Below are 19,426 nucleotides of genomic sequence, written 5' to 3'. Positions count from 1 at the left end.
GTTTATTTTTGAGGATTCAGACGTGGTCATTGAGGGACTTGCCTTTACAAACTGCCCTTCAGAACCATTAACTGTGGGGGATACAATTGACCTCGATGTGCTAATCACTCCCTCCAATACTACTAACCAGACTATTGCATTTACCGCAATTGATGGAACCAGCGTAAATTATCTCAGCGGTGAGTTCGTCGCAAGTACCCCTGGAGAAATCACGGTGACGGCTACCAGTTTGAGCGACGGTTCGGTATTTGCCTTCTGTACAATCATCATTCAGGATAATGCATCTTCCTTTGATCCATACAGTTTTGTGCAAGCCGAGGATTTTTCTACTCAGACCGGTATTCAGCTTAGTAATTCTGGTGCAGCAGTTGGTTATGTAAATAATGGCGATTATATCCAGTTCGACAATGTAACCTTTGGCCGAGGCCCCCTCTCAGGTCAGATTATCGCTTCCAGCAATGCCACAGGAGGGATCATAGAATTCAGGACCGGCAGCCCTGATGGGATCTTAATTGCCACCGCTGAAATTTCCAATACCGGTGGATGGCTAACCTTTCAGTCATTTGATATTGAGGTGGTCGATCCGGAAAGCTACGCAGATGGGACAGTGTATTTAGGCGATGAGTCGCTTTATCTGGTATTTAAGGGTGGCTCGGGATACCTTTTGGATGTGGACAGGTTTATTTTTGAGGATTCAGACGTGGTCATTGAGGGACTTGCCTTTACAAACTGCCCTTCAGAACCATTAACTGTGGGGGATACAATTGACCTCGATGTACTAATCAATCCCTCCAATACTACTAACCAGACTATTGCTTTTACCGCAAGTGATGGAACCAGCGTAAATTATCTCAGCGGTGAGTTCGTCGCAAGTACCCCTGGAGAAATCAAGGTGACGGCTACCAGTTTGAGCTACGGTTCGGTATTTACCCAGTGTATTATTAGCATTATTGAGGCCGAATCAACAAAAAACTTAAATATCCTAATATACCATGAAACAAATGGATTCAGACATGGCTCAATAAATGATGGTATAAATATGGTAAATGAGTTCGCAACAGATTTGAATTGGACTGTTACTGATTCACGAAGCAGCGAGGTTTTTAACGGCACAGAGTTGTCACAATTTGATGTTGTTATTTGGATGAATACTTCTGGCGACGATTTGCTCACACTTACGGAACGGAATGCCTTCGAAGCTTATATTAAAAATGGTGGAGGCTTTGTAGGTGTTCATGCGGCAACAGATACTTACAGGGATGGTAGCTGGCCATGGTATAACGATCTGGTAGGTGCTATTGTACAAACATCCCCTAACCATACAGCTAATAATACAAATGCCACAATTGATGTGGTGGGTATACATCCTGCAGTGGCACATTTAAAGGACATGTGGAACAAAAACGAAGAGTACTATTACTGGAAATTAAATGGAGGATATCTGTACAGTGGTAACATTGATTTGCTTAGGGTTCGGTCAACTGGAGGAAACAGTTATGATGAACCCAGGCCAATTACATGGTATAAATTATTTGACGGCGGAAGGTCTTTTTACACAGCTTTGGGCCACAATGGTTCAGACTTCAGCAATAATATCGAGTTCAGGACCATGATGAAAGAGGCTATCTTATGGGCCGGAGGAGGTAATGAACCCATGAACTCAGCCAAATCTGAAACTCAATCTGAATATGACCTGCTCATATTCCCCAATCCTGCAAGCAGTGTTTTAAATATTTCAGAAGATAATTTTAAGGATGACAATCTGTATGCTGTCCATATTTTAACTATTGAAGGTGTAAGAATGATGTCACAGATAGTTAGTAAAGATAAAAATGAATTGAATATAAGCAGATTAGGAGCGGGGACTTACTTGGTGATATTTGAAGGTTCCAATCAGTTTAAACGGCAACTTCTTCGAGTGAAATAAATGAGGTCGCGGTGACAAATACCAATTAAAAAAGCACATCAATTAATGATGTGCTTTTTTCTTTAATTTCCAGTTTCGAACAATTCAGAAAAAAAGCCCCGGAAGAGGTCCGGGGCTTGTTGTGCGCACGAGAAGATTCGAACTTCCACACCCGTAAGGGCACCACCCCCTCAAAGTGGCGTGTCTACCAATTTCACCACGTGCGCTTTTAGGGTCAGCAAAAGTAGAAAGGAAAGCATTTACCTGCAAGGGGAAAGGTTTATTTTAATTACTAATTTTAGTTTACTCATGCCATGACTTTGAGTCCTGGTATGAATTTTTATCCAAACACCTTATTCTCCGCCGCCAACAAAGTATTGTACAATAAAGAAGCAATGGTCATAGGCCCAACACCACCCGGGACAGGTGTAATTGCTGAAGCTTTTTTGGAAACCTCCTCAAACTTGACATCACCTATCAGCCTAAATCCTGATTTCTTGCTGGAGTCTTCAATTCTGTGAATTCCCACATCAATCACTACAGCACCTTCTTTGACCATGTCTGCGGTAACAAATTCAGGCTTACCCAAGGCTACAATCAGGATATCGGCCGTTTTGGCTATATCCGAAAGATTCTTGGTCCTGCTGTGGGTTAAAGTAACCGTGCAATTTCCCGGATACTCATTCCTTGCCATCAGTATACTCATTGGAGAACCAACGATATGGCTTCTTCCAATGACCACACAGTGTTTACCTGAAGTTTCTATTTTGTATCTTTTCAATAACTCTACAATGCCATAAGGTGTCGCTGCTACATAAGCCGGCCAACCTAATGTCATCCTACCCACATTGGCAGGCGTAAAGCCATCCACATCTTTTTCAGGCTTGATTTTATTGGTTACTTTTTCAACAGAAATATGCTTGGGGAGCGGCAATTGAACAATCAGACCATCAATTTCAGGATTTTGGTTGATATCTTCCACCACTTTCAACAGTTCTTCTTCAGACACCGATTCCTCCAACCTTACCAAAGTGGACTCGAAACCAACCTGTTCACAGGATTTCACCTTTGCCCCCACATAAGTCTGACTCGCCCCGTCATTTCCGACAAGTATTGCAGCCAAGTGAGGCGTCTTTCCTCCTTCCACCTTGATCTCAGCCACACGCTGCGCGATTTCAGTTTTGATTTCTTCTGAGGTCTTTTTTCCGTCGATGATAACCATTGATTTACGAATTACGATTTTTGATTTACGATGCCTATTAAGGATTTCTTAAGGGCATTATGATCTTGAGGTCTTTAAACTTGCCACACCGATTGCCACAATCTCATCGGCTTCTTTTATTAACCGTTTAATCTCAGTTGTTAATTCCTGATTGGAATTTATTTCCTCAATGACTTCTAGAAAAAACTGACTCTCATCCCCTTCTTCTTCAACAATTTTTAATTTATTTATAAAATCAGGCTTTGACTTTGTCCTTCCAACTGCCATGTAATTTGCAGCTACCGAACTAGAACATCTGAGTAACTGATTCACATAACAGTTAAATTCTCTTGAGTGGGGTAAACTCGAACATAATCGCCAAACATCTATTGCAAACCGCTTAGTTCTTTGTTTCATTTCAAGCTTCATGGTTAACTTATTTTAGTTAGACATTTTTTAAAAAACTATACAATTACAATTTAGAACTGAATTACATTTCAACCTCGTAAATCGTATTTCGTAAATCGTCAATCCAACTTCAGCACCGCCATAAACGCCTCTTGAGGAATCTCCACATTCCCTACTTGCCTCATACGTTTCTTTCCTTTTTTCTGCTTTTCCAAAAGTTTACGCTTTCTGGAAATATCTCCTCCGTAGCACTTGGCCAAAACATTTTTACGCATGGCTTTCACAGTTTCCCTCGCAATGATTTTGGCTCCTATTGCTGCTTGGATTGCAATCTCAAACATTTGTCTCGGCACCAATTCCTTCAATTTTTCGCAAAGTCTCTTTCCCCATTCGTATGCTTTGTCCCTGTGGACAATAGCTGATAATGCATCCACAATTTCACCGTTGAGCATCACGTCCAAGCGCACCATATGGGATTGTTTGAAACCGATCATCTCATAATCCAAAGAAGCGTATCCTCTTGAGATGGTTTTCAGTCGGTCAAAAAAATCAAAAACAATTTCCGCCAACGGCATATCAAAGGACAATTCAACACGGTCAGATGTCAGGTATACCTGATTTTTGATCAATCCTCTTTTGTCCATACAGAGTTGGATGACCGGACCTACAAACTCAGCTGCAGTAATAATGGTCGCTTTGACAAATGGCTCTTCGATATGCTTGAAAAGTGTCGGATCCGGCATATCAGAAGGGGCATTGACCAGCTTGTACTCATTATTGTTCATCAGGGCCTTAAACTGAACTGAAGGAACGGTAGTGATGACCGTCATGTCAAATTCACGCTCCAAGCGCTCCTGAATGATCTCCATGTGTAGCATTCCTAAAAATCCACAACGGAATCCAAATCCCAAAGCTGCAGATGTTTCAGGTTCCCATACCAAAGAAGCGTCATTGAGTTGGAGCTTTTCCATAGAAGCCCTGAGTTCTTCAAATTCCGTGGTTTCAACAGGATAGATCCCTGCAAAAACCATTGGCTTCACATTCTCAAAACCTTTGACCATTATAGTACAAGGATTTTTGACATGGGTAATGGTATCACCGACTTTTACCTCCTTCGCCACTTTGATCCCTGAGATAAGGTACCCAACATTTCCTGCAGACATTGTCTGTTGGGGGATTTGATTCATTCCCAAAATACCGATTTCATCTGCGAAGTATTCTTTATTGGTATTGACAAATTTGATCCTGTCACCCTTGTTCATACTACCATTGAAAATCCGGAATATAACTTCCACTCCTCTAAATGGATTATAAACCGAGTCAAAAATCATGGCCTGAAGCGGTTCGTTGGGATCTCCTTTGGGAGCTGGGATACGTTCCACGACGGCATTCAGAATATCTTCAATACCAATACCTTCTTTACCGGAAGCCAACACAATATCTTCCCTATCACAACCGATAAGGTCTATCACCTCATCAGCTACTACTTCGGGTTCAGCACCGGGAAGGTCAATTTTATTTAAAACAGGTATGATTTCAAGATCATGGCCGATGGCCAAATACAAGTTGGATATGGTCTGGGCCTCTACGCCCTGGGAAGCATCCACAATCAACAAAGCCCCTTCACAGGCGGCGATAGATCTGGAAACTTCATAAGAAAAATCAACATGTCCAGGAGTATCTATCAGGTTGAGGGTATATTCCTCCCCTTTATACATGTATTTCATCTGGATTGCATGGGACTTGATGGTGATGCCTCGCTCACGCTCCAAGTCCATGTTGTCCAATAATTGATTTTGCATCTCCCTGCCGCTTACCGTATGGGTAAATTCAAGTAGACGATCTGCGAGTGTACTTTTCCCATGATCAATATGGGCGATAATACAGAAATTCCTAATTCTTTGCATATTCATTCTGGGCGCAAAAATAGATAAATTTGTGGGTTATATAAGTATATGAAGAGAAGGAAGGTCAAAAATGTTTTAACTAAAAAATTAATTTAAAAGAATAACTTAAATATCTATTTGATCCAATTTTCTAATTTCAATGAGGATATTCTTGAAAACTCCTTAAGATTATTAGTGACCAAAATAAGGTTTTCTGAGAGTGCATGTGAGGCGATTAACATATCCATAGAACCAATTACTTTTCCTTCCCTTTCCAACTTCGCTCTTAATTCTCCATAAACAAAAGTTGCTGTTTGTGTATAAGGTAAAATTTCCAGCGGTAAAAGAAAACTAAAAAGTGCAATTCTATTTTTCTCAACAAATTGACTTTTGCTAACACCATACTCTAATTCGGCTAAAGTAATTGAAGAAATCGAAATTTCACCTAAACTGAATTTTGAGAATTTTTCAAAAACTTCAATAGGCTTTTTTATGATTATTTAAATACAGGTATTAGTATCAAGTAAATACTGCATATTTATAAGGATTCTCTATTATCCAAGCTTGGTTGTTTCCTTTCTTCCATAAAATCATCAGTGAAAAGTTTTACACCCTCAATTAAGGATTCCCAAGGATTATGAAAGGGAATAATGAAAATTGAATTCCCGATTTTCTTAAGGTAAACCTTATTATCATCTATTTTAAAATTTTCAGGTATCTTAATAAACTGGCTTCCTGAAATATTTTCAATTTCTACTTCTTCTATTTTCATAGGATTTGAGTTTCTTAAATGTACGCACTTTCTCTTTTATTGTTAAAAACAAACCTTTCTTATTTTCTTTGCACATTCATCAAAAGATTGAAAAATGAAATTAATTGCTGAAAAGAAAAAAGCCAAAAACATCGGGGAATTTATCATTTACATGTACCAAATGGAAGACCTTTTAAGGGCTTACCAATTCAATATGCAGGAGGTAAAACAATATGTCATTTCACATTATCCAGTTTCTGAGGAAGAAAAGGAAGAAACTTACAAATGGTTCTCTGGCCTGGCAGATTCCATGGGAAATGAAAACATAAAGGACGGTGGCCATTTGAAATCAGTGCAGCAAATGGTTGACCTACTGGCGAAATTACATTGGCAACTATTGAAAACCGACAACACCTATTTCAATATCTACCAAAAAGCCAAACCACATATCATCCAAATGGTGCAGGAAGCAGGTGAAAATTCTCCCGGAAACGAAATCCAAATCTGCCTCAATGCGATTTACGGATTGCTTTTGGCCAAATTACATGGAAGGGAGATACCGAAAGATATGGTAGCTGCTACCGAGATTTTTGGTGATGTGCTGAGTTATCTTAATTATGCTTATTTTGAGGGGTTGGAGAGTAAAATAAGGAAAAACTAAAAAGATTAATTGTTTACTTTTCGGTTTACAAAAAAAAGCTAATTTCAATTATGTTGGGATAAAAGGGTGTAGTACCTAACCTGGCCACCATTCAAGATTATACTTCACCTAGTGGGGGATTGCTAGACATGGAAATGGACGAGATAATGTCATTTACAACATGCACGACAGGAATTCTAATTTCTTTCTTAGATATAAAAAATTCTTCAAGTATATGGAAAAGGAAAATTTATACACCACCTTAATTCTGTTGGAATCCCTGTTTTTCCCATTCATCATTGGGTTGGCTGGTACTGGATTTATTTCAATATTGGTTTCCAAGTTTCTCCTTGTCTTTTTGCTAGTTGGGGTGTTTTTCTTCATGCTGAAAGCCATCCGAGAAATTAAGTTAAAAAAAAAGCGATGGATATCTTATCAATTAATTTTCTTAATAGTGTTATGCTGGAACCTTATTATTATCGTTCCATACCTTATCTATGGTTATGATTTATGTCCGAATTGCCCGTAGCACTACGAAATAAGGTAAATTCAAGTTTATAGGTAATGATGAGGTGATAATATACTAGCCCTTCTATTTTTATCGGTCATTCTTTTTCTAAAATTTCTGAAACCCTTGCATACAGCTCAGGAATTTTGTTTTTAACTACATCCCATACAATTGCATAGTTTACTCCCATATAATCATGAATTAACCTATCCCTCATACCTGACATATTTTTCCAATTAATAGAAGTCCATTTTGCTTTAAAATCTGACGGTAATTTTTTTGTGGCTTCACCGATAATCTCCAAACTTCGAATCACAGAACGTTTCTATGTTTCATCTGCAAAAAATTCTTCTTTGGTTTTATTTGGAGTAATCACATTAGATATGTAGATGCACTCATCAATAATATGCTTAAGATATTCCTTTGGAAACTTAGACATATTCTACTTCGGATAAAATTTTTGGTCCTATATAAGGGCTAAGTCCGTTTTTAGTGACAATATCTACTCTACAATTCTTAAAAGAATTTTCGATGATATCGCAAACGGCCATATAATTGTCGAAGTTTTCTATCTCAGGTTCAAAGTCAATCAAAATATCAATGTCACTGTCAATCGAATATTCATTTTTTGCATAGGAGCCAAACAATCCTATGGACTTAATGCCAAAAATAGAAAGTTCACTTTCCAATAACTTAAGGTTATTTAAAATGGATTCTTTGGTTTTCATTATTGAGATGTTTACACAAATATAATTATCTTTTTGGGCATGTAGTCCCATTTAGAGGAGTTTGGTGAATTCGCTTAGGGTATCCCGGTCGGGATTTAGATTTTTGGTGAGCGATGGTATTTTCCAATTACATATTGTTAGGAATAAAAGGGTGTAGTTGCAAACTACACCTAGTCACCACCCCTATCTGGGTGTAAATTGGCACAGGCGCTAGGTGTAGATTGTATCTACACCTTTCAATCCTCGGAATTTGTAATTCCCGTGGATATTTTACTCCCCGTTACAAACTACCCCCAGTCACCACCCAACGTTGTTTTATATCTTTTACATATTCATATTTTCCGGAACTTTCATCTCACTACCCCTCATTCCAAAAACTCATAAACACTTTTATAACAATCATTCCCATCCACATAATCCAAAAATGCAGCATAGAAAGGATGGTTGCTTAAAGTGGCACTGTCACCGATAACAATTAGCTTTCGCTTTGCCCGGGTCAGGGCTACGTTCATCCTTCTGGTATCCGCCAAGAATCCAATCTCACCGGAACTATTGGACCTGACCAAACTGATGATAATGATATCCCGTTCCTGCCCCTGAAATCCATCTATGGAATCAATGGTCAACAAATCCGAAAAAGAACGCAAATTGGGGAACTCATAAGAATCAAATACCAATTCATTGAACCTCCTGACCTGGGCCCGGTAAGGGGCTATCAAGCCGATATTCCATGCATTGGTTTTGATCTTGGCGATGCCAATCCTTTTGATCATGTTTTCCAGGTATCGCAAGGCAAACCTAGCTTCCTCCAAATTAAAAGTACTCAGGGATTCTTCCTCCTGTTGCTCCGCAAATCCACTACCCGCCGTATCGATAAATTCCAAGACAGGTTCGTCATCAGAAAGTTTATGTTCAAGTGTGTTTTCAGCTGCTATCAATCCATCCTTGTAGAAAAATTTTCCAGAAAAACCCATGATCAATTCAGGCATTCTGTACTGCAAGCTCAGCATTTGTGATACGGCAGGTTTTCTTTTGATCACCTTTTCAAATAAGGTTTCGCTTAATCCGCTTTTGGAAGCTTCATAGGATTTAATCGTCGGTGGTAACTGACAATGGTCCCCCGCCATAACTACCTTTTGAGCTTTTTGGATGGGGATCCAGGTGGCAGCCTCCAATCCCTGTGCCGCTTCATCAATGAAAACAACAGGGAAGCTCATCCCCTTCAATGCTGAATTAGATGCCCCCACCAAAGTCGAAGCAAATACTTGGGTCTGTTGGAAAATGTCATAGGTAATGTAATCCTGCAGGCTTTCTGCATCTGATTTCAGCCTACTGACTTCATCAAATATTCTCTTTCTCTGCTTCCGTTCTTCTGGACCAAAACTTCTCTTGTATTTCTGCCCCATCTTTCTATACTCCTCGGCAGATTTTTTGAGCCGCTTCAAATCTTTATAGCTATCATGATTGGCTATTTTGGCATCCAAAGTCTGGGATAAAATATGGTCCTCCACCCTGGCAGGATGGCCAATCCGAAGTGTACTGATATTTTGGGCTATCAGTTTTTCGACCAACAGATCCACAGCGGTATTACTCGGGGCACAGACCAAAACTTGTTTGACAGATTCCAAAGTTTGTAAGATAGCAGCTACCAAAGTAGTCGTCTTACCTGTCCCGGGAGGACCATGGATGATGGCAACATCCTTGGCATTCGTGACCAGGTTTAATGCCGTATTTTGGCTACTGTTCAGTTGGTCGATTTGAACTATATCAGTTAGTTTGATTTCAGGATCTTTATCACCGAGTAAAATATTTTTCAAGTCACCCAATCTTCCCTTATCTGATTTGATGACAGCCTTCAAAGTAGATTCCATTTCTCGGTAACTTGCTTCATCAAACAGCAGGTCGATCCCCATCTTCCCGGAATTCATCCAATCCGGGATTTCCTCGATTTGTAAGGTTACCACCATGATGTCTTTTTTGACTTGATTGATCACACCATTGATCCTGTTTTCCTGGGATTGGTGTTTATCATGATTGGAAAAGATGGAAACTGATTTTCCTGATTGGAAAACATGGGATTGTGTGGAATCAAATCTTTCCAATTCAACGATCAACCGTTCACCAAATCCGGTTTTGGTCTTTTTCAACTGAACAGGATACCAGCATACACCCTCTTCCTTTTTGTCTGAAATTGAGTTATATAAAAATTTCTTTTTGTACTGAATCAGATCTTCTTCCCATTCTTGTTTTAGAAGTTTAAGAGAAAAATATAATTCTTCCTGAATTCTTGACATCTATTACTAAATTTGGGGCAAATTACATACTTAACTCAGACTGTAAAACTATCTCGTAAGTGAATTATCTCGCGCATGCATATTTGTCCTTTGGCGATCCCAAAATTTTGATAGGAAATTTTATCGGTGACTTTGTCAGAGGGGACATATCAAACACATTTGAAAAGGAAATTGTTGTAGGCATCAAGCTCCATTGGGAAATTGACAAGTACACAGACAACCACCCTGTGGTGAAAGAAGCCCAATCCATCTTAAGACCAGAATATGGAAGATATTCTACCGTGATCACTGACATGTATTTTGATTATTTTTTGGGTAGATATTGGAAAAATTATTACCCCAAACCAATTGAGGAATTTGCCGAAAATGTCTACGCAATAATTGAAGAACATAAAGAAATATTACCAGAGAAATTTCTGATGACTTATGGCTACATGAAATATTACAATTGGCTGACTGGATATGGGGATTTGGATGGAATCAGGCGGGCATTGACAGGAATGTCCAAAAGAACCAAATTCGATTCTAAGATGGAAACTGCCCACTTATTTCTTGACCAACATCATGAATATTTGAAGGTCCATTTTGGTGATTTTTTTGAAGATGTGGTTAGTTTCTCCAAAAAAACCCTTGCTGAATTGAAGTCACCATGATCCAGTGCAAACCAAAAACAAGTACCTATTTTGCACTTGGACTTATAGTAATAACCTTAGTTGGTGGTTTGATATATACCTTGAATCATTTTGCAACACAAAGGACCTTAAGTATATTCGTCTATCTATTTTCCACAGTATTATTGACATTAGTGATTTTATTGCTACTGGTCAAAATGATGGCTGCATACAAATTCATTTCTGCAGGAAAAGGAATCATCCTCACCCGACTTCCGCTTAGAAATCAAACCAAGAAATATCTTTTGAATCAGGTACTTGTTTGGGATGAAGAACAGATCACCACAAACAAAAGGGAATTCAAACAATTAACCATAGTTTTTGATGACAAAAGCTCGTTTTCCATCAGCAATCACGAGCATATCAATTATGAAGAATTTGTCAAGTACATTCAAAAGTCAATGCCAAAGAAGAAGGCTCCTTCAAAAAATTAAAATCTGACAGCAAGGGAACCTGTCACGGCGGTATTTCCTTTGCTAAATTTGGCTTCGGGTAATGTAAAAATAGCTTCCGGGCTCATGAATTGTCTGGCTTCAAGTCTGACCAATGCAGATTTGTTGATTTGATAATCTAAGTTGGCTGACAACCCCGATACTTTTAAACCTTCATTGAGAATAATGCCCACAGGATCCGAATAATACTCTGCTCTTCCTGCTACAAAAAACTTATCCGCAAATTGCCGTCGTAAAGAAGCTGTAAGTCCAAACCATTGGTGTGGAGTTCTGGCAAAGAAGGCCTCAATCCCATAATCAGCACCTATTGTTATTCCCCATTGATTTTTCTCGTATTGAGCATAAAAGTTATTAAAGAATCTGTTCATTCTTACGGGCTGTGGATTTTCATTGCCAAAGAAATTGGAATAGTTAATTACCAAACCTTCAAAGGGTCTATGGTTCACTCCGAAACCCATTGCTATTGATTGGTTTCTGGATTCCCTTTGAACATTTTGCCAGCCATTGGCGAACCAAAGTTGGAAATCAGTTTTGTCGCTATATGCGAATGAAAATCTTGCTCCTGTGAGGAAATAAGGGGAGTTTTCTGCCATAAGACTTCTACTGAGATGCCAGCAATCCATGCCGTACCAACTCTCAAAACCAATATGAGATGGCATAATGCCCACATCTAGCCAAAGTTTTTCATGTAATTTGACTCCAACTGAAGCTTCATTGAGCATTTGAGCCCATGCAGGTTCGTCGGCAAGATTGAACTGTGCATAGGTACCACCCATGATGGCCAGATTCGCACGGATATTGTCATCCTCATAACTTGCCATTAGCACTGCCAAGTTGATGCTGAATTCATTATGCCTTGTGAAATTATACAGAAAATCAGGCCTTAGGTGATTTTCAGGTTTATTGAAGTCATAATTAAAATAGGCTTCAATATAACCTGAATACTGTATTTTGGGAGATTGGGATTCCTGAGCCAAAAGTTGGTGGCAAAAAAGAAATAGGACCAATGCCAGTTTTTTCATGACGATTTGAAAGAAAGAAGCCCGGAAAAATATCCGGGCTTTAATTTATCTATGTGTTCTGAAATTCCTGTCATACAGCTCAACACTTTCCAGAATGATCCTAAAAGCATCTTCCTTTCCTAAAAAATCCTCTACTTTAACTTCCTTATTTTCGAGTTTTTTATAATCTTCAAAGAATCTATGAACTTCTTTCATCAAGTGAGGAGGTAGCTCATCGATATCATTGATATAATTGACAGATTGATCCTCTGCTGCTACTGCAATTATTTTATCATCAGCTTCTCCGCCATCCACCATGCGCATAACACCTATCACTTTGGCTTTTACCAAAGTCATAGAAGGAATATCAATCTGGGAGATAATCAAAATATCAAGAGGATCTTTGTCTTCGCAAAAAGTCTGAGGAATAAAACCATAATTAGCTGGATAGTGCACAGCTGAAAATAGCACCCTGTCCAAGAGCAACATGCCTGTTTTTTTATCCAATTCGTATTTCCCTTTGCTTCCTTTAGGGATTTCAATAACTCCCATTACAAAATCAGGAGCTTCTTTTCCAATATTCACATCATGCCATGGATTGATCATAATTAAAAACTTTTAAATGAAAATAGATTAATTCAATGCAAATTAACGGCAAAATGCCTTCTAAACAAAGTATGGCTATTTGTAAAATGAACTTACCCCCTAATCTGCCGCTTGATTTTCATTTTCTACAATTGCAAGTGACGGTAAAAAAATTGTGACCTTGGTTCCTTGATTTACAATTGATTCAATGTTGATTTTTCCCCCTAACTGGGTGACGGATTCCTTCACCATATACAAACCAAGACCTGACCCTACGCTTTTTTGGGTAGCTCTTTGGAAGAGGTTAAAAACCTCTCCTAAAAAATCCTTTTCAATCCCTATTCCATTATCCTCAAATACGAGTCTCACTGAATCATCATCGCATGCTATTGAAATCCAAATAGTTTTATTGGGATTGTTTTCAATTTGATAATTATAGGCATTACTGAATAAATGATTTAGGATTACCTTTAATTTTGAATCATCTGAAAAAAATGAACTTGATTGATTTACATTGACAACGACATCGATACCATCCAAATTCCACTTTTTCTTAAAAGAGTCTAACTGTTCAGTAACAATTTCATTAAACCAGATTTCAGTAGTTTTATTTTCAATTTTAGTCGCACGGTAAAAATCCATTATTTTATAGATGTAATCGTCCAACTTATCGGTGGCCGAATCAATCATTTCAAAATACTCCATTACAGATCGATCTTTAGATTCCATTTTAGCAAGATTTGATACACTGGAAATACTCATCAATGGGCCTCGAAGTTCATGCGACAACGAGTACACAAACTGATTCATTTCAGAATGTATTTTTTGCAATCTTTCATTTTTGTCTTTAAGATCTTTTCTCGTAAAATAGATTTCGGCAGCATTCCTAATGGCTACTGTCACCTGATCAATATTCCATGGTTTGTCAATAAATCTATAAACTTCTCCCTTATTGATGGCATCAATTACACTTGCTATGTCAGAATATCCTGTTAATAATATCCTGATAGGATCAGGGTTGATTTTCATCAATTTTTCAAAAAATTCCACCCCGGAGAGACCTGGCATCCTTTGGTCGGCAATCACTACATGGATTTCTTCCGAAGCAGCAATCGTCAAGCCTTCTTCCGCAGTTAAGGCAGTTACAACCTTAAATTCCCTTCTGAGACTGGCCTTGAAGGAGTTAAGGTTATTATCCTCATCATCAATATATAAAACTATAATTTTATTAGTCATTTTGCTGCGTCAATTGATAAATTGGAAGCGTAATAATGAAATTGGTACCCTTTCCTTCTCTTGATCGTACTTCCAAAGTACCCTTGTGATTTTCGATGATGGTATATACAATTGAAAGCCCCAGACCCGTACCTTTCCCAACAGCTTTGGTTGTAAAAAACGGTTCAAAAATCCTTTGCCTTACCTTATCAGGCATTCCAGGGCCGTTATCCTCTATTTCTACAATAATATTACGGTCGGACCTACTTGTTCTCAAGATGAGTGTTGGCTCGGGATTACTATCAAGATTATCCAACAGCGCATGGATACCATTGGTGATTATATTCATAAAAACCTGATTGATCTTTCCAGGTAAACATTCCACCATAGGCAGGGAACCGTACTGCCTGTTTACTTTGATTTTTCCGTTCATCGAACTACTGAGTAAAATTAAAGTACTATTTAATCCATCATGGATATCCACTTTTTTTACATCCTGTTCATCCACTCTGGAAAATAGACGAAGACCTTTGACAATCTCCACAGTCCTTTTGGCACCATCCTCCATCCCCCTCAACAATTGGTCAATTTCTTTAAGGAGATAATCAAATTCTATCTCTTCTTCCTTGGTCTGAATCACCATTTTTGAGGTCTCAGAAAATTCCACTAATCCTTTTTCTCTGTAAACTTCAACCATCTCCAACAGTTCTTTTATATCTCTTTTTAATGGCGCAATGTTGGAACTGACAAAGTTGATAGGGTTATTGATTTCATGTGCAATCCCGGCAGTCAATTGTCCAAGAGAAGCCATTTTCTCCTGATTGACCAATTGGGTCTGGGTATTTTGAAGATTATGCAGGGTGAGTTCAAGTTCCTCTGTTCTCTTCTTGACTTTTTCTTCCAGGTTTTCATTCTGTCTAATAATCAGCCTTTCGTTTTCCTTCATAATCTGAAGTTTATCCAGCTGCTCTTTGTCTTTGTCTTTGATCAGAATATTAATCTTATCCGCTAGGGCAAAAGAAAGTAATATCACCTCTAGAGCAGATCCCAAGGGCATGATAAAAGCCGAGAAAACCGTGTAAGGCAAAATGCCCATTTCACTCATCACAAACCACAAAATCCCCATCATAAAAAATGACCATGCCAATAAATAATACCTGGCAGGACTATAGCCTTTGTACCACACATAGACAGCTACCAACAATACATACAGCACTACAATGGTCTGTGTAACCAAAAGAACTTGATAACTCAATGTCAATGAAATAAAAAGTGCATTGATAAAAATAAATGCGTAGACGGCATAAATGAAATAAAAACCTTTGTCAAGCTTTGGAAGAAAAACTTTGGTATGTAAAAAAACCCTAAGAAACCAGATACCCGCAATACTCACCAAGGATGAGAACATAACCCCACTTCGCAGATTAATCCAGATTTCATTCGGCCAAATCAATTCCTGTGTGTACCCCAAGATGGCAGATTGGGTCAACCATACCAAAAATGTATGAATCACATAAATTAAATACACTTTGTCCTTAATTGAAAAGTATAGAAAAAGATTGTAAAACATTAACCCGAACAAAACCCCTGTAAAAATCCCAAAAAAAAGGTTTTCTTTCTGGATTAGCTTATTGACAACTTGAAGATCAGATAGTGAAGCAAGAATCACTTTTTTATTGATACTTTCAATTCTTGTATAAAGCGTGTAAGGCTGATCTTTTTCCAAATTCAATTCGAAAACAATATTTTTTGACGGAATTAATCTTTCCTCAATTCGTACAACTCTTCCTCCGTACTGACTCTCAATAACTTCACCATCAACCACCAAAAAAATCTCAATATTATCTAAGGAGGTATTGTTGATTGAAAAATACATTGTTTGGGTATCGGAATCATTTAGAATCTCATATTTTAACCAGACTATCCGGTTGTTGATTCCGAAGTTTTTTGTAGCTGATTCAACTTTATTAAAATCCTTAGAAATGATTATTTCATCTATTGTAAAGTTCTCATTGCTCCTTTCAATTAGAAATTCGTAGGCCAAATCTATGCTTGGCAGGTTTTCTTGAATTACATTTACAAAGCTAGGAAGGCTTAAAATGAGACTTAACAATATTACATACATAGATTTAAGCGCCAATCAGGATTTTCTATCAAAAGGTCATATCGTATCTCGATATTTCCTTTGGGTGAATTTTCGATCCTGATACTATCAAAATTTTTCCTTAAATCAAATATATATTTTTTTTCTGTAGGCAATGCCAATGGAATATTTTCAACGTCCCTGCATACTGCACAGGTAGAAATGAAGTCAATGTTGGGATATCTAAATCTCCCTTTTTTCCCTAAGCTTTCCTCCACTTGAAATCCTTTATCCAATGTCGTTTGGATGGTAAATTCGGAACAAAGTGCTAAAAGTGATCCCAATTTCAGTTGAGAAGCAATGGCTACAGCTGTTCTTGAAAGAAACATGGAACCAATACCATAACCGGCAATTGATCGTGAATTCCACAATCCCGCTACTTCACCTGTTCCATTTTCACGGTAAATATCTATAACATCATGAATCTTTCGGTCAATTTGACCAATAGCTTGTTCAATGGGAAGAGGATACTCTGTGTTGGCAATATGAATCCTGACACCACTTACCATCATACCAGTACGGAGATCCTCCACAGCCACGACGTATACAAAGGGATTATACATCCAAAAATTGTTTGAAGAGTTGACTTTTGTTACGCCGTATTCTTTTAAAACATTGGCATGACCTTCGATAAATCTCAGGCAAGATGTAGGATCATCAATTGCCCTAAAGGCTTTGAAACTAAACATAATTTTAACTAATTTTTAGGGTGGCTAATAAATCTCTCCGGTATGATTTCACCACCTTTCCTTGGGTGGTGTTCAACCTGAAAAGAAAAATTTCTTCTTCGCCCTGTTCTTTACAGACCAGCTTTGCGAATTCTTTATAACTTTTGGTGATCAATTCTGACTCAAATGGCGTAAAAACGCCAGATCCTCCCTTATACAGCTGATGGTACATAAAAAGGGATGCAGTAACCGGCTGAAAACCAACTTGCTTCATGTTGGCATGAACCCACATCCTTTGAATGGTTTTTCCTGCATTCAAAAAGGTGTTCGGAGAAAATTCAATGGCTGTCAATAGACAAATGGCAGAGGCTGATTTAAAGGTATTGTCAGATATCCGTGTAAATCCTTGACCTAGCTTATGGTCCCTGATAAATTTCATTGCTTTTGCATTATTGATAATTTTTAAAGCGGCCAAATCGGCTACATCAAGATCAAAAGTTTCCAGGTCAATTCCATCTTTGGATTTTTCAGCTTCAGAGCTATCCCATCTGATTTCCTTGACAAAATCGCTGTATCCTTCCACATTGATCATTCTGACCCAATCCATCAACCCATTTATCTTTGCAAATCTTTTGATCTGTTCATCCTGATCATATACCCTGAGCTTAAAACCAGAATCAGAAGCAATGCTGGTCAATTCTTCAAAAGTTGAATCCTGTAAGGGTTTTCTTGTTTCATTGAGTCTGTTGGTCAGTCTGCTATCGATAAAGGATGTCAAATAAGAATAGCTATCTGGAATCGGAGATTCTGATTTTCTATTGAATTGTACACTTGCAATTTTCTCCTGACCAAACTCTTCTATATGGGATTTGATAGTGGTTTCTATGCCCATTTTAAGACAAGTCAACCTGATATTTTCCAATGCTGCCCCAAACGAAATCAAAGAACCTGTTCCTTTAAAATCCAATAGGGACTCACTTCTTTTTTTGTCATGAAAAAGATGAAGCACACCATTCTCAGAAAAAATCCATTCCCAAGGCTGCATATTCCCACCTGATGGTGCACTGTTAGCCATTTCTACAATCTTAAAAAGTTCTTCTTTCGTAGGTATATAGTTAGAAATCAACTCCCTTGACAAACTGTTAACTTTTTTGATCGAAACATCAATTTCATTGAAATCAACAGTTGACCTTGAAGATTGGTTTTCTTTTCCAACCTGAATCAGTTCATCAAGGTCTACAAAGAATCTTCCCGAATCAGTCATTTGATCCAAAAGGATATTTCTGGCAGTATGCGAACCCAAAGCCCCGCCCAAAAACACCGCAGAAGCTAGTTGGGGCCAAGAAGAAATACTCTGATTGATTTCCATCAATGATGCTTTCATCCTCGGCGAAAGCGTCTCAAGGCCAGTGATTTTAAGACCAAAAGTGACTTTTTCCCTCATAGAAAGATTTTTGAGATCTCTATAGTTAACATCTCCCATGTATCCATGGAAAATTTCCCTTTCCGGTTCAAGATCAAACCTTTCTATATCAAGCATTCCCCTATCCGAAGTATCCATGATGACGGGAATCTGCTTTTTCTTTGCAACCTGTCTCAACAGAATTTTAATGTCCAAACTATCACATTCATCTACCACTAAGTCTAAATCACCTCCATTAGAAAAGAAATCTTCTATATTTTCTTCATTTATACCTTCTTCAAAAATGGTCACTTTGAGGTAAGGATCGATTTCCAAAATCTCCCTTGCAGCAATGGTGGATTTCTTGAGCCCAAGGTCTGTAATACTCGCCCTGATTCTGTTCATGTTACTGAGCTCAAGGATATCAAAGTCAGCCAATCTAATTTCCCCACAGCCTCTTTCAAGGACTAAAGCCAAAGCTATGCTTTGCCCAACAGACAGTCCAACAATGCCTATTTTCTTTTTGGAAAGTTTTTCTTGTTCGGCAGTTGTTATTTTATATTGGTTGCGAATAGTTCTTACTTTAATAAATTCTTCTTCGGGCAGGACATGAACTAGGGTGTTTTTCCAAGGGTAAAAGACCCAATTTCCGTAATCATGTCTCCCATGGATTTCAAAAAATTCTTCCACCTGATTTGACAACTCTTCTATTGTCAAAAGTTTGGATGGATTTCTCAGTTTGATCAATTCCGAAACCTGACTTTCTATCTCATCTACCCTGACCAACATGGGAAGATCATTCAACCTCATCAGAAGTTGCGCATCAGATTTTTTTTGCGGGTTCAATAAAACAATTCCCGATTGATGGATAAAATCAGGTGTCAATATATTTGGCATTAGAGGATAATTAGGGTGATTATCAGAGGTAAAGATAATTTTCTTTACCAATTTTTTATCATAAAACATT

General features: G+C 38.1%; 18 protein-coding genes and 1 tRNA gene. 4 read left to right on the top strand and 15 right to left on the bottom strand.

The annotated features are described in order from the left end of the window. Nucleotides 1–1,927, top strand: a 1,927-nt coding sequence (locus ACEW8U_RS01150) for a ThuA domain-containing protein (RefSeq protein ID WP_373520195.1), incomplete at its 5' end; no start/stop codon positions are given. 122 nt (nucleotides 1,928–2,049) lie between these two features. Here the strand turns inward: ACEW8U_RS01150 and ACEW8U_RS01145 are convergent. The 6 genes from ACEW8U_RS01145 to ACEW8U_RS01120 all read right to left on the bottom strand — a co-directional run bounded on the left by ACEW8U_RS01145 (nucleotide 2,050) and on the right by ACEW8U_RS01120 (nucleotide 6,173). Next, nucleotides 2,050–2,133, bottom strand: a tRNA-Leu gene (locus ACEW8U_RS01145). A gap of 113 nt (nucleotides 2,134–2,246) precedes the next feature. Further along, a complete protein-coding gene (locus ACEW8U_RS01140) occupies nucleotides 2,247–3,128 on the bottom strand; it encodes a bifunctional 5,10-methylenetetrahydrofolate dehydrogenase/5,10-methenyltetrahydrofolate cyclohydrolase (RefSeq protein WP_373520194.1) in 882 nt (293 codons plus the stop codon). A 57-nt stretch (nucleotides 3,129–3,185) separates the two neighbouring features. Then, complete coding sequence (locus tag ACEW8U_RS01135) at nucleotides 3,186–3,536, bottom strand: four helix bundle protein (protein WP_373520193.1); 351 nt, start codon at nucleotides 3,534–3,536, stop codon at nucleotides 3,186–3,188. Between the two features lie 98 nt (nucleotides 3,537–3,634). Continuing rightward, nucleotides 3,635–5,428, bottom strand: coding sequence for a translation elongation factor 4 (gene lepA, locus ACEW8U_RS01130; protein ID WP_373520192.1), 1,794 nt, complete (start codon nucleotides 5,426–5,428; stop codon nucleotides 3,635–3,637). Nucleotides 5,429–5,535: 107 nt separating this feature from the next. Next, nucleotides 5,536–5,835 carry a PIN domain-containing protein gene (locus tag ACEW8U_RS01125; protein ID WP_373520196.1) on the bottom strand — a complete coding sequence of 100 codons (300 nt, stop codon included), beginning with the start codon at nucleotides 5,833–5,835 and terminating at the stop codon, nucleotides 5,536–5,538. A gap of 104 nt (nucleotides 5,836–5,939) precedes the next feature. Then, nucleotides 5,940–6,173 carry an antitoxin gene (locus ACEW8U_RS01120; protein WP_373520191.1) on the bottom strand — a complete coding sequence of 78 codons (234 nt, stop codon included), beginning with the start codon at nucleotides 6,171–6,173 and terminating at the stop codon, nucleotides 5,940–5,942. A gap of 94 nt (nucleotides 6,174–6,267) precedes the next feature. On the opposite strand from ACEW8U_RS01120, the gene ACEW8U_RS01115 reads away from it, so the two are divergent. Beyond that, the gene (locus ACEW8U_RS01115; protein WP_373520190.1) at nucleotides 6,268–6,813 is read left to right on the top strand and encodes a DUF4924 family protein; all 546 of its coding nucleotides are present in this window, start codon (nucleotides 6,268–6,270) and stop codon (nucleotides 6,811–6,813) included. Nucleotides 6,814–7,397: 584 nt separating this feature from the next. On the opposite strand, the gene ACEW8U_RS01110 is transcribed toward ACEW8U_RS01115, so the two are convergent. From ACEW8U_RS01110 to ACEW8U_RS01100, 3 genes are all read right to left on the bottom strand, one after another. Continuing rightward, nucleotides 7,398–7,616 (bottom strand): DUF86 domain-containing protein, encoded by a 219-nt coding sequence (locus ACEW8U_RS01110; RefSeq protein WP_373520189.1) that lies wholly within the window; start codon nucleotides 7,614–7,616, stop codon nucleotides 7,398–7,400. A gap of 115 nt (nucleotides 7,617–7,731) precedes the next feature. Next, nucleotides 7,732–8,028: a nucleotidyltransferase family protein gene (locus tag ACEW8U_RS01105; RefSeq protein ID WP_373520188.1), complete on the bottom strand. Its 297-nt coding sequence runs from the start codon at nucleotides 8,026–8,028 to the stop codon at nucleotides 7,732–7,734. A gap of 365 nt (nucleotides 8,029–8,393) precedes the next feature. Further along, nucleotides 8,394–10,322 (bottom strand): AAA domain-containing protein, encoded by a 1,929-nt coding sequence (locus tag ACEW8U_RS01100; protein WP_373520187.1) that lies wholly within the window; start codon nucleotides 10,320–10,322, stop codon nucleotides 8,394–8,396. A gap of 59 nt (nucleotides 10,323–10,381) precedes the next feature. Here ACEW8U_RS01100 and ACEW8U_RS01095 point away from each other — a divergent pair, with 59 nt between their 5' ends. Both ACEW8U_RS01095 and ACEW8U_RS01090 read left to right on the top strand, forming a co-directional pair. Continuing rightward, the gene (locus ACEW8U_RS01095; protein ID WP_373520186.1) at nucleotides 10,382–10,975 is read left to right on the top strand and encodes an ACP phosphodiesterase; all 594 of its coding nucleotides are present in this window, start codon (nucleotides 10,382–10,384) and stop codon (nucleotides 10,973–10,975) included. Next, nucleotides 10,972–11,427, top strand: coding sequence for a hypothetical protein (locus ACEW8U_RS01090; protein ID WP_373520185.1), 456 nt, complete (start codon nucleotides 10,972–10,974; stop codon nucleotides 11,425–11,427). Before ACEW8U_RS01095 ends, ACEW8U_RS01090 begins: the two co-directional genes overlap by 4 nt. Here the strand turns inward: ACEW8U_RS01090 and ACEW8U_RS01085 are convergent. From ACEW8U_RS01085 to ACEW8U_RS01060, 6 genes are all read right to left on the bottom strand, one after another. Then, nucleotides 11,424–12,467, bottom strand: coding sequence for a porin (locus ACEW8U_RS01085; protein WP_373520184.1), 1,044 nt, complete (start codon nucleotides 12,465–12,467; stop codon nucleotides 11,424–11,426). The genes ACEW8U_RS01090 and ACEW8U_RS01085 overlap by 4 nt on opposite strands. A gap of 45 nt (nucleotides 12,468–12,512) precedes the next feature. Continuing rightward, on the bottom strand, nucleotides 12,513–13,052 hold the full coding sequence (locus ACEW8U_RS01080) for an inorganic diphosphatase (protein ID WP_373520183.1): 540 nt from the start codon (nucleotides 13,050–13,052) through the stop codon (nucleotides 12,513–12,515). A gap of 99 nt (nucleotides 13,053–13,151) precedes the next feature. After that, nucleotides 13,152–14,267 (bottom strand): hybrid sensor histidine kinase/response regulator, encoded by a 1,116-nt coding sequence (locus ACEW8U_RS01075; RefSeq protein ID WP_373520182.1) that lies wholly within the window; start codon nucleotides 14,265–14,267, stop codon nucleotides 13,152–13,154. Then, nucleotides 14,260–16,371 (bottom strand): 7TM diverse intracellular signaling domain-containing protein, encoded by a 2,112-nt coding sequence (locus tag ACEW8U_RS01070; protein WP_373520181.1) that lies wholly within the window; start codon nucleotides 16,369–16,371, stop codon nucleotides 14,260–14,262. The genes ACEW8U_RS01075 and ACEW8U_RS01070 overlap by 8 nt, the downstream gene beginning before the upstream one ends. Further along, complete coding sequence (locus ACEW8U_RS01065) at nucleotides 16,362–17,078, bottom strand: hypothetical protein (protein ID WP_373520180.1); 717 nt, start codon at nucleotides 17,076–17,078, stop codon at nucleotides 16,362–16,364. The genes ACEW8U_RS01070 and ACEW8U_RS01065 overlap by 10 nt, the downstream gene beginning before the upstream one ends. Before the next feature lie 4 nt (nucleotides 17,079–17,082). Further along, nucleotides 17,083–19,426, bottom strand: a 2,344-nt coding sequence (locus ACEW8U_RS01060) for an Rv1355c family protein (protein ID WP_373520179.1), incomplete at its 5' end; no start/stop codon positions are given.

It is taken from the genome of Aquiflexum sp. (genome assembly GCF_041751335.1).
GTDB lineage: Bacteria > Bacteroidota > Bacteroidia > Cytophagales > Cyclobacteriaceae > Aquiflexum.
Note: the sequence above shows the minus strand (reverse complement) of the source record. Positions and strands in the feature narration are given on the sequence as shown.

Excerpts from the sequence above, each read along its gene's own strand:
- ACEW8U_RS01075 (WP_373520182.1), bottom strand. The coding sequence starts at position 14,267 with ATGACTAATAAAATTATAGTTTTATATATTGATGATGAGGATAATAAC.
- ACEW8U_RS01115 (WP_373520190.1), top strand. The coding sequence starts at position 6,268 with ATGAAATTAATTGCTGAAAAGAAAAAAGCCAAAAACATCGGGGAATTT.
- ACEW8U_RS01140 (WP_373520194.1), bottom strand. The coding sequence starts at position 3,128 with ATGGTTATCATCGACGGAAAAAAGACCTCAGAAGAAATCAAAACTGAA.
- ACEW8U_RS01135 (WP_373520193.1), bottom strand. The coding sequence starts at position 3,536 with ATGAAGCTTGAAATGAAACAAAGAACTAAGCGGTTTGCAATAGATGTT.
- lepA (WP_373520192.1), bottom strand. The coding sequence starts at position 5,428 with ATGAATATGCAAAGAATTAGGAATTTCTGTATTATCGCCCATATTGAT.
- ACEW8U_RS01105 (WP_373520188.1), bottom strand. The coding sequence starts at position 8,028 with ATGAAAACCAAAGAATCCATTTTAAATAACCTTAAGTTATTGGAAAGT.
- ACEW8U_RS01070 (WP_373520181.1), bottom strand. The coding sequence starts at position 16,371 with ATGTATGTAATATTGTTAAGTCTCATTTTAAGCCTTCCTAGCTTTGTA.
- ACEW8U_RS01080 (WP_373520183.1), bottom strand. The coding sequence starts at position 13,052 with ATGATCAATCCATGGCATGATGTGAATATTGGAAAAGAAGCTCCTGAT.
- ACEW8U_RS01100 (WP_373520187.1), bottom strand. The coding sequence starts at position 10,322 with ATGTCAAGAATTCAGGAAGAATTATATTTTTCTCTTAAACTTCTAAAA.
- ACEW8U_RS01120 (WP_373520191.1), bottom strand. The coding sequence starts at position 6,173 with ATGAAAATAGAAGAAGTAGAAATTGAAAATATTTCAGGAAGCCAGTTT.
- ACEW8U_RS01065 (WP_373520180.1), bottom strand. The coding sequence starts at position 17,078 with ATGTTTAGTTTCAAAGCCTTTAGGGCAATTGATGATCCTACATCTTGC.
- ACEW8U_RS01085 (WP_373520184.1), bottom strand. The coding sequence starts at position 12,467 with ATGAAAAAACTGGCATTGGTCCTATTTCTTTTTTGCCACCAACTTTTG.
- ACEW8U_RS01090 (WP_373520185.1), top strand. The coding sequence starts at position 10,972 with ATGATCCAGTGCAAACCAAAAACAAGTACCTATTTTGCACTTGGACTT.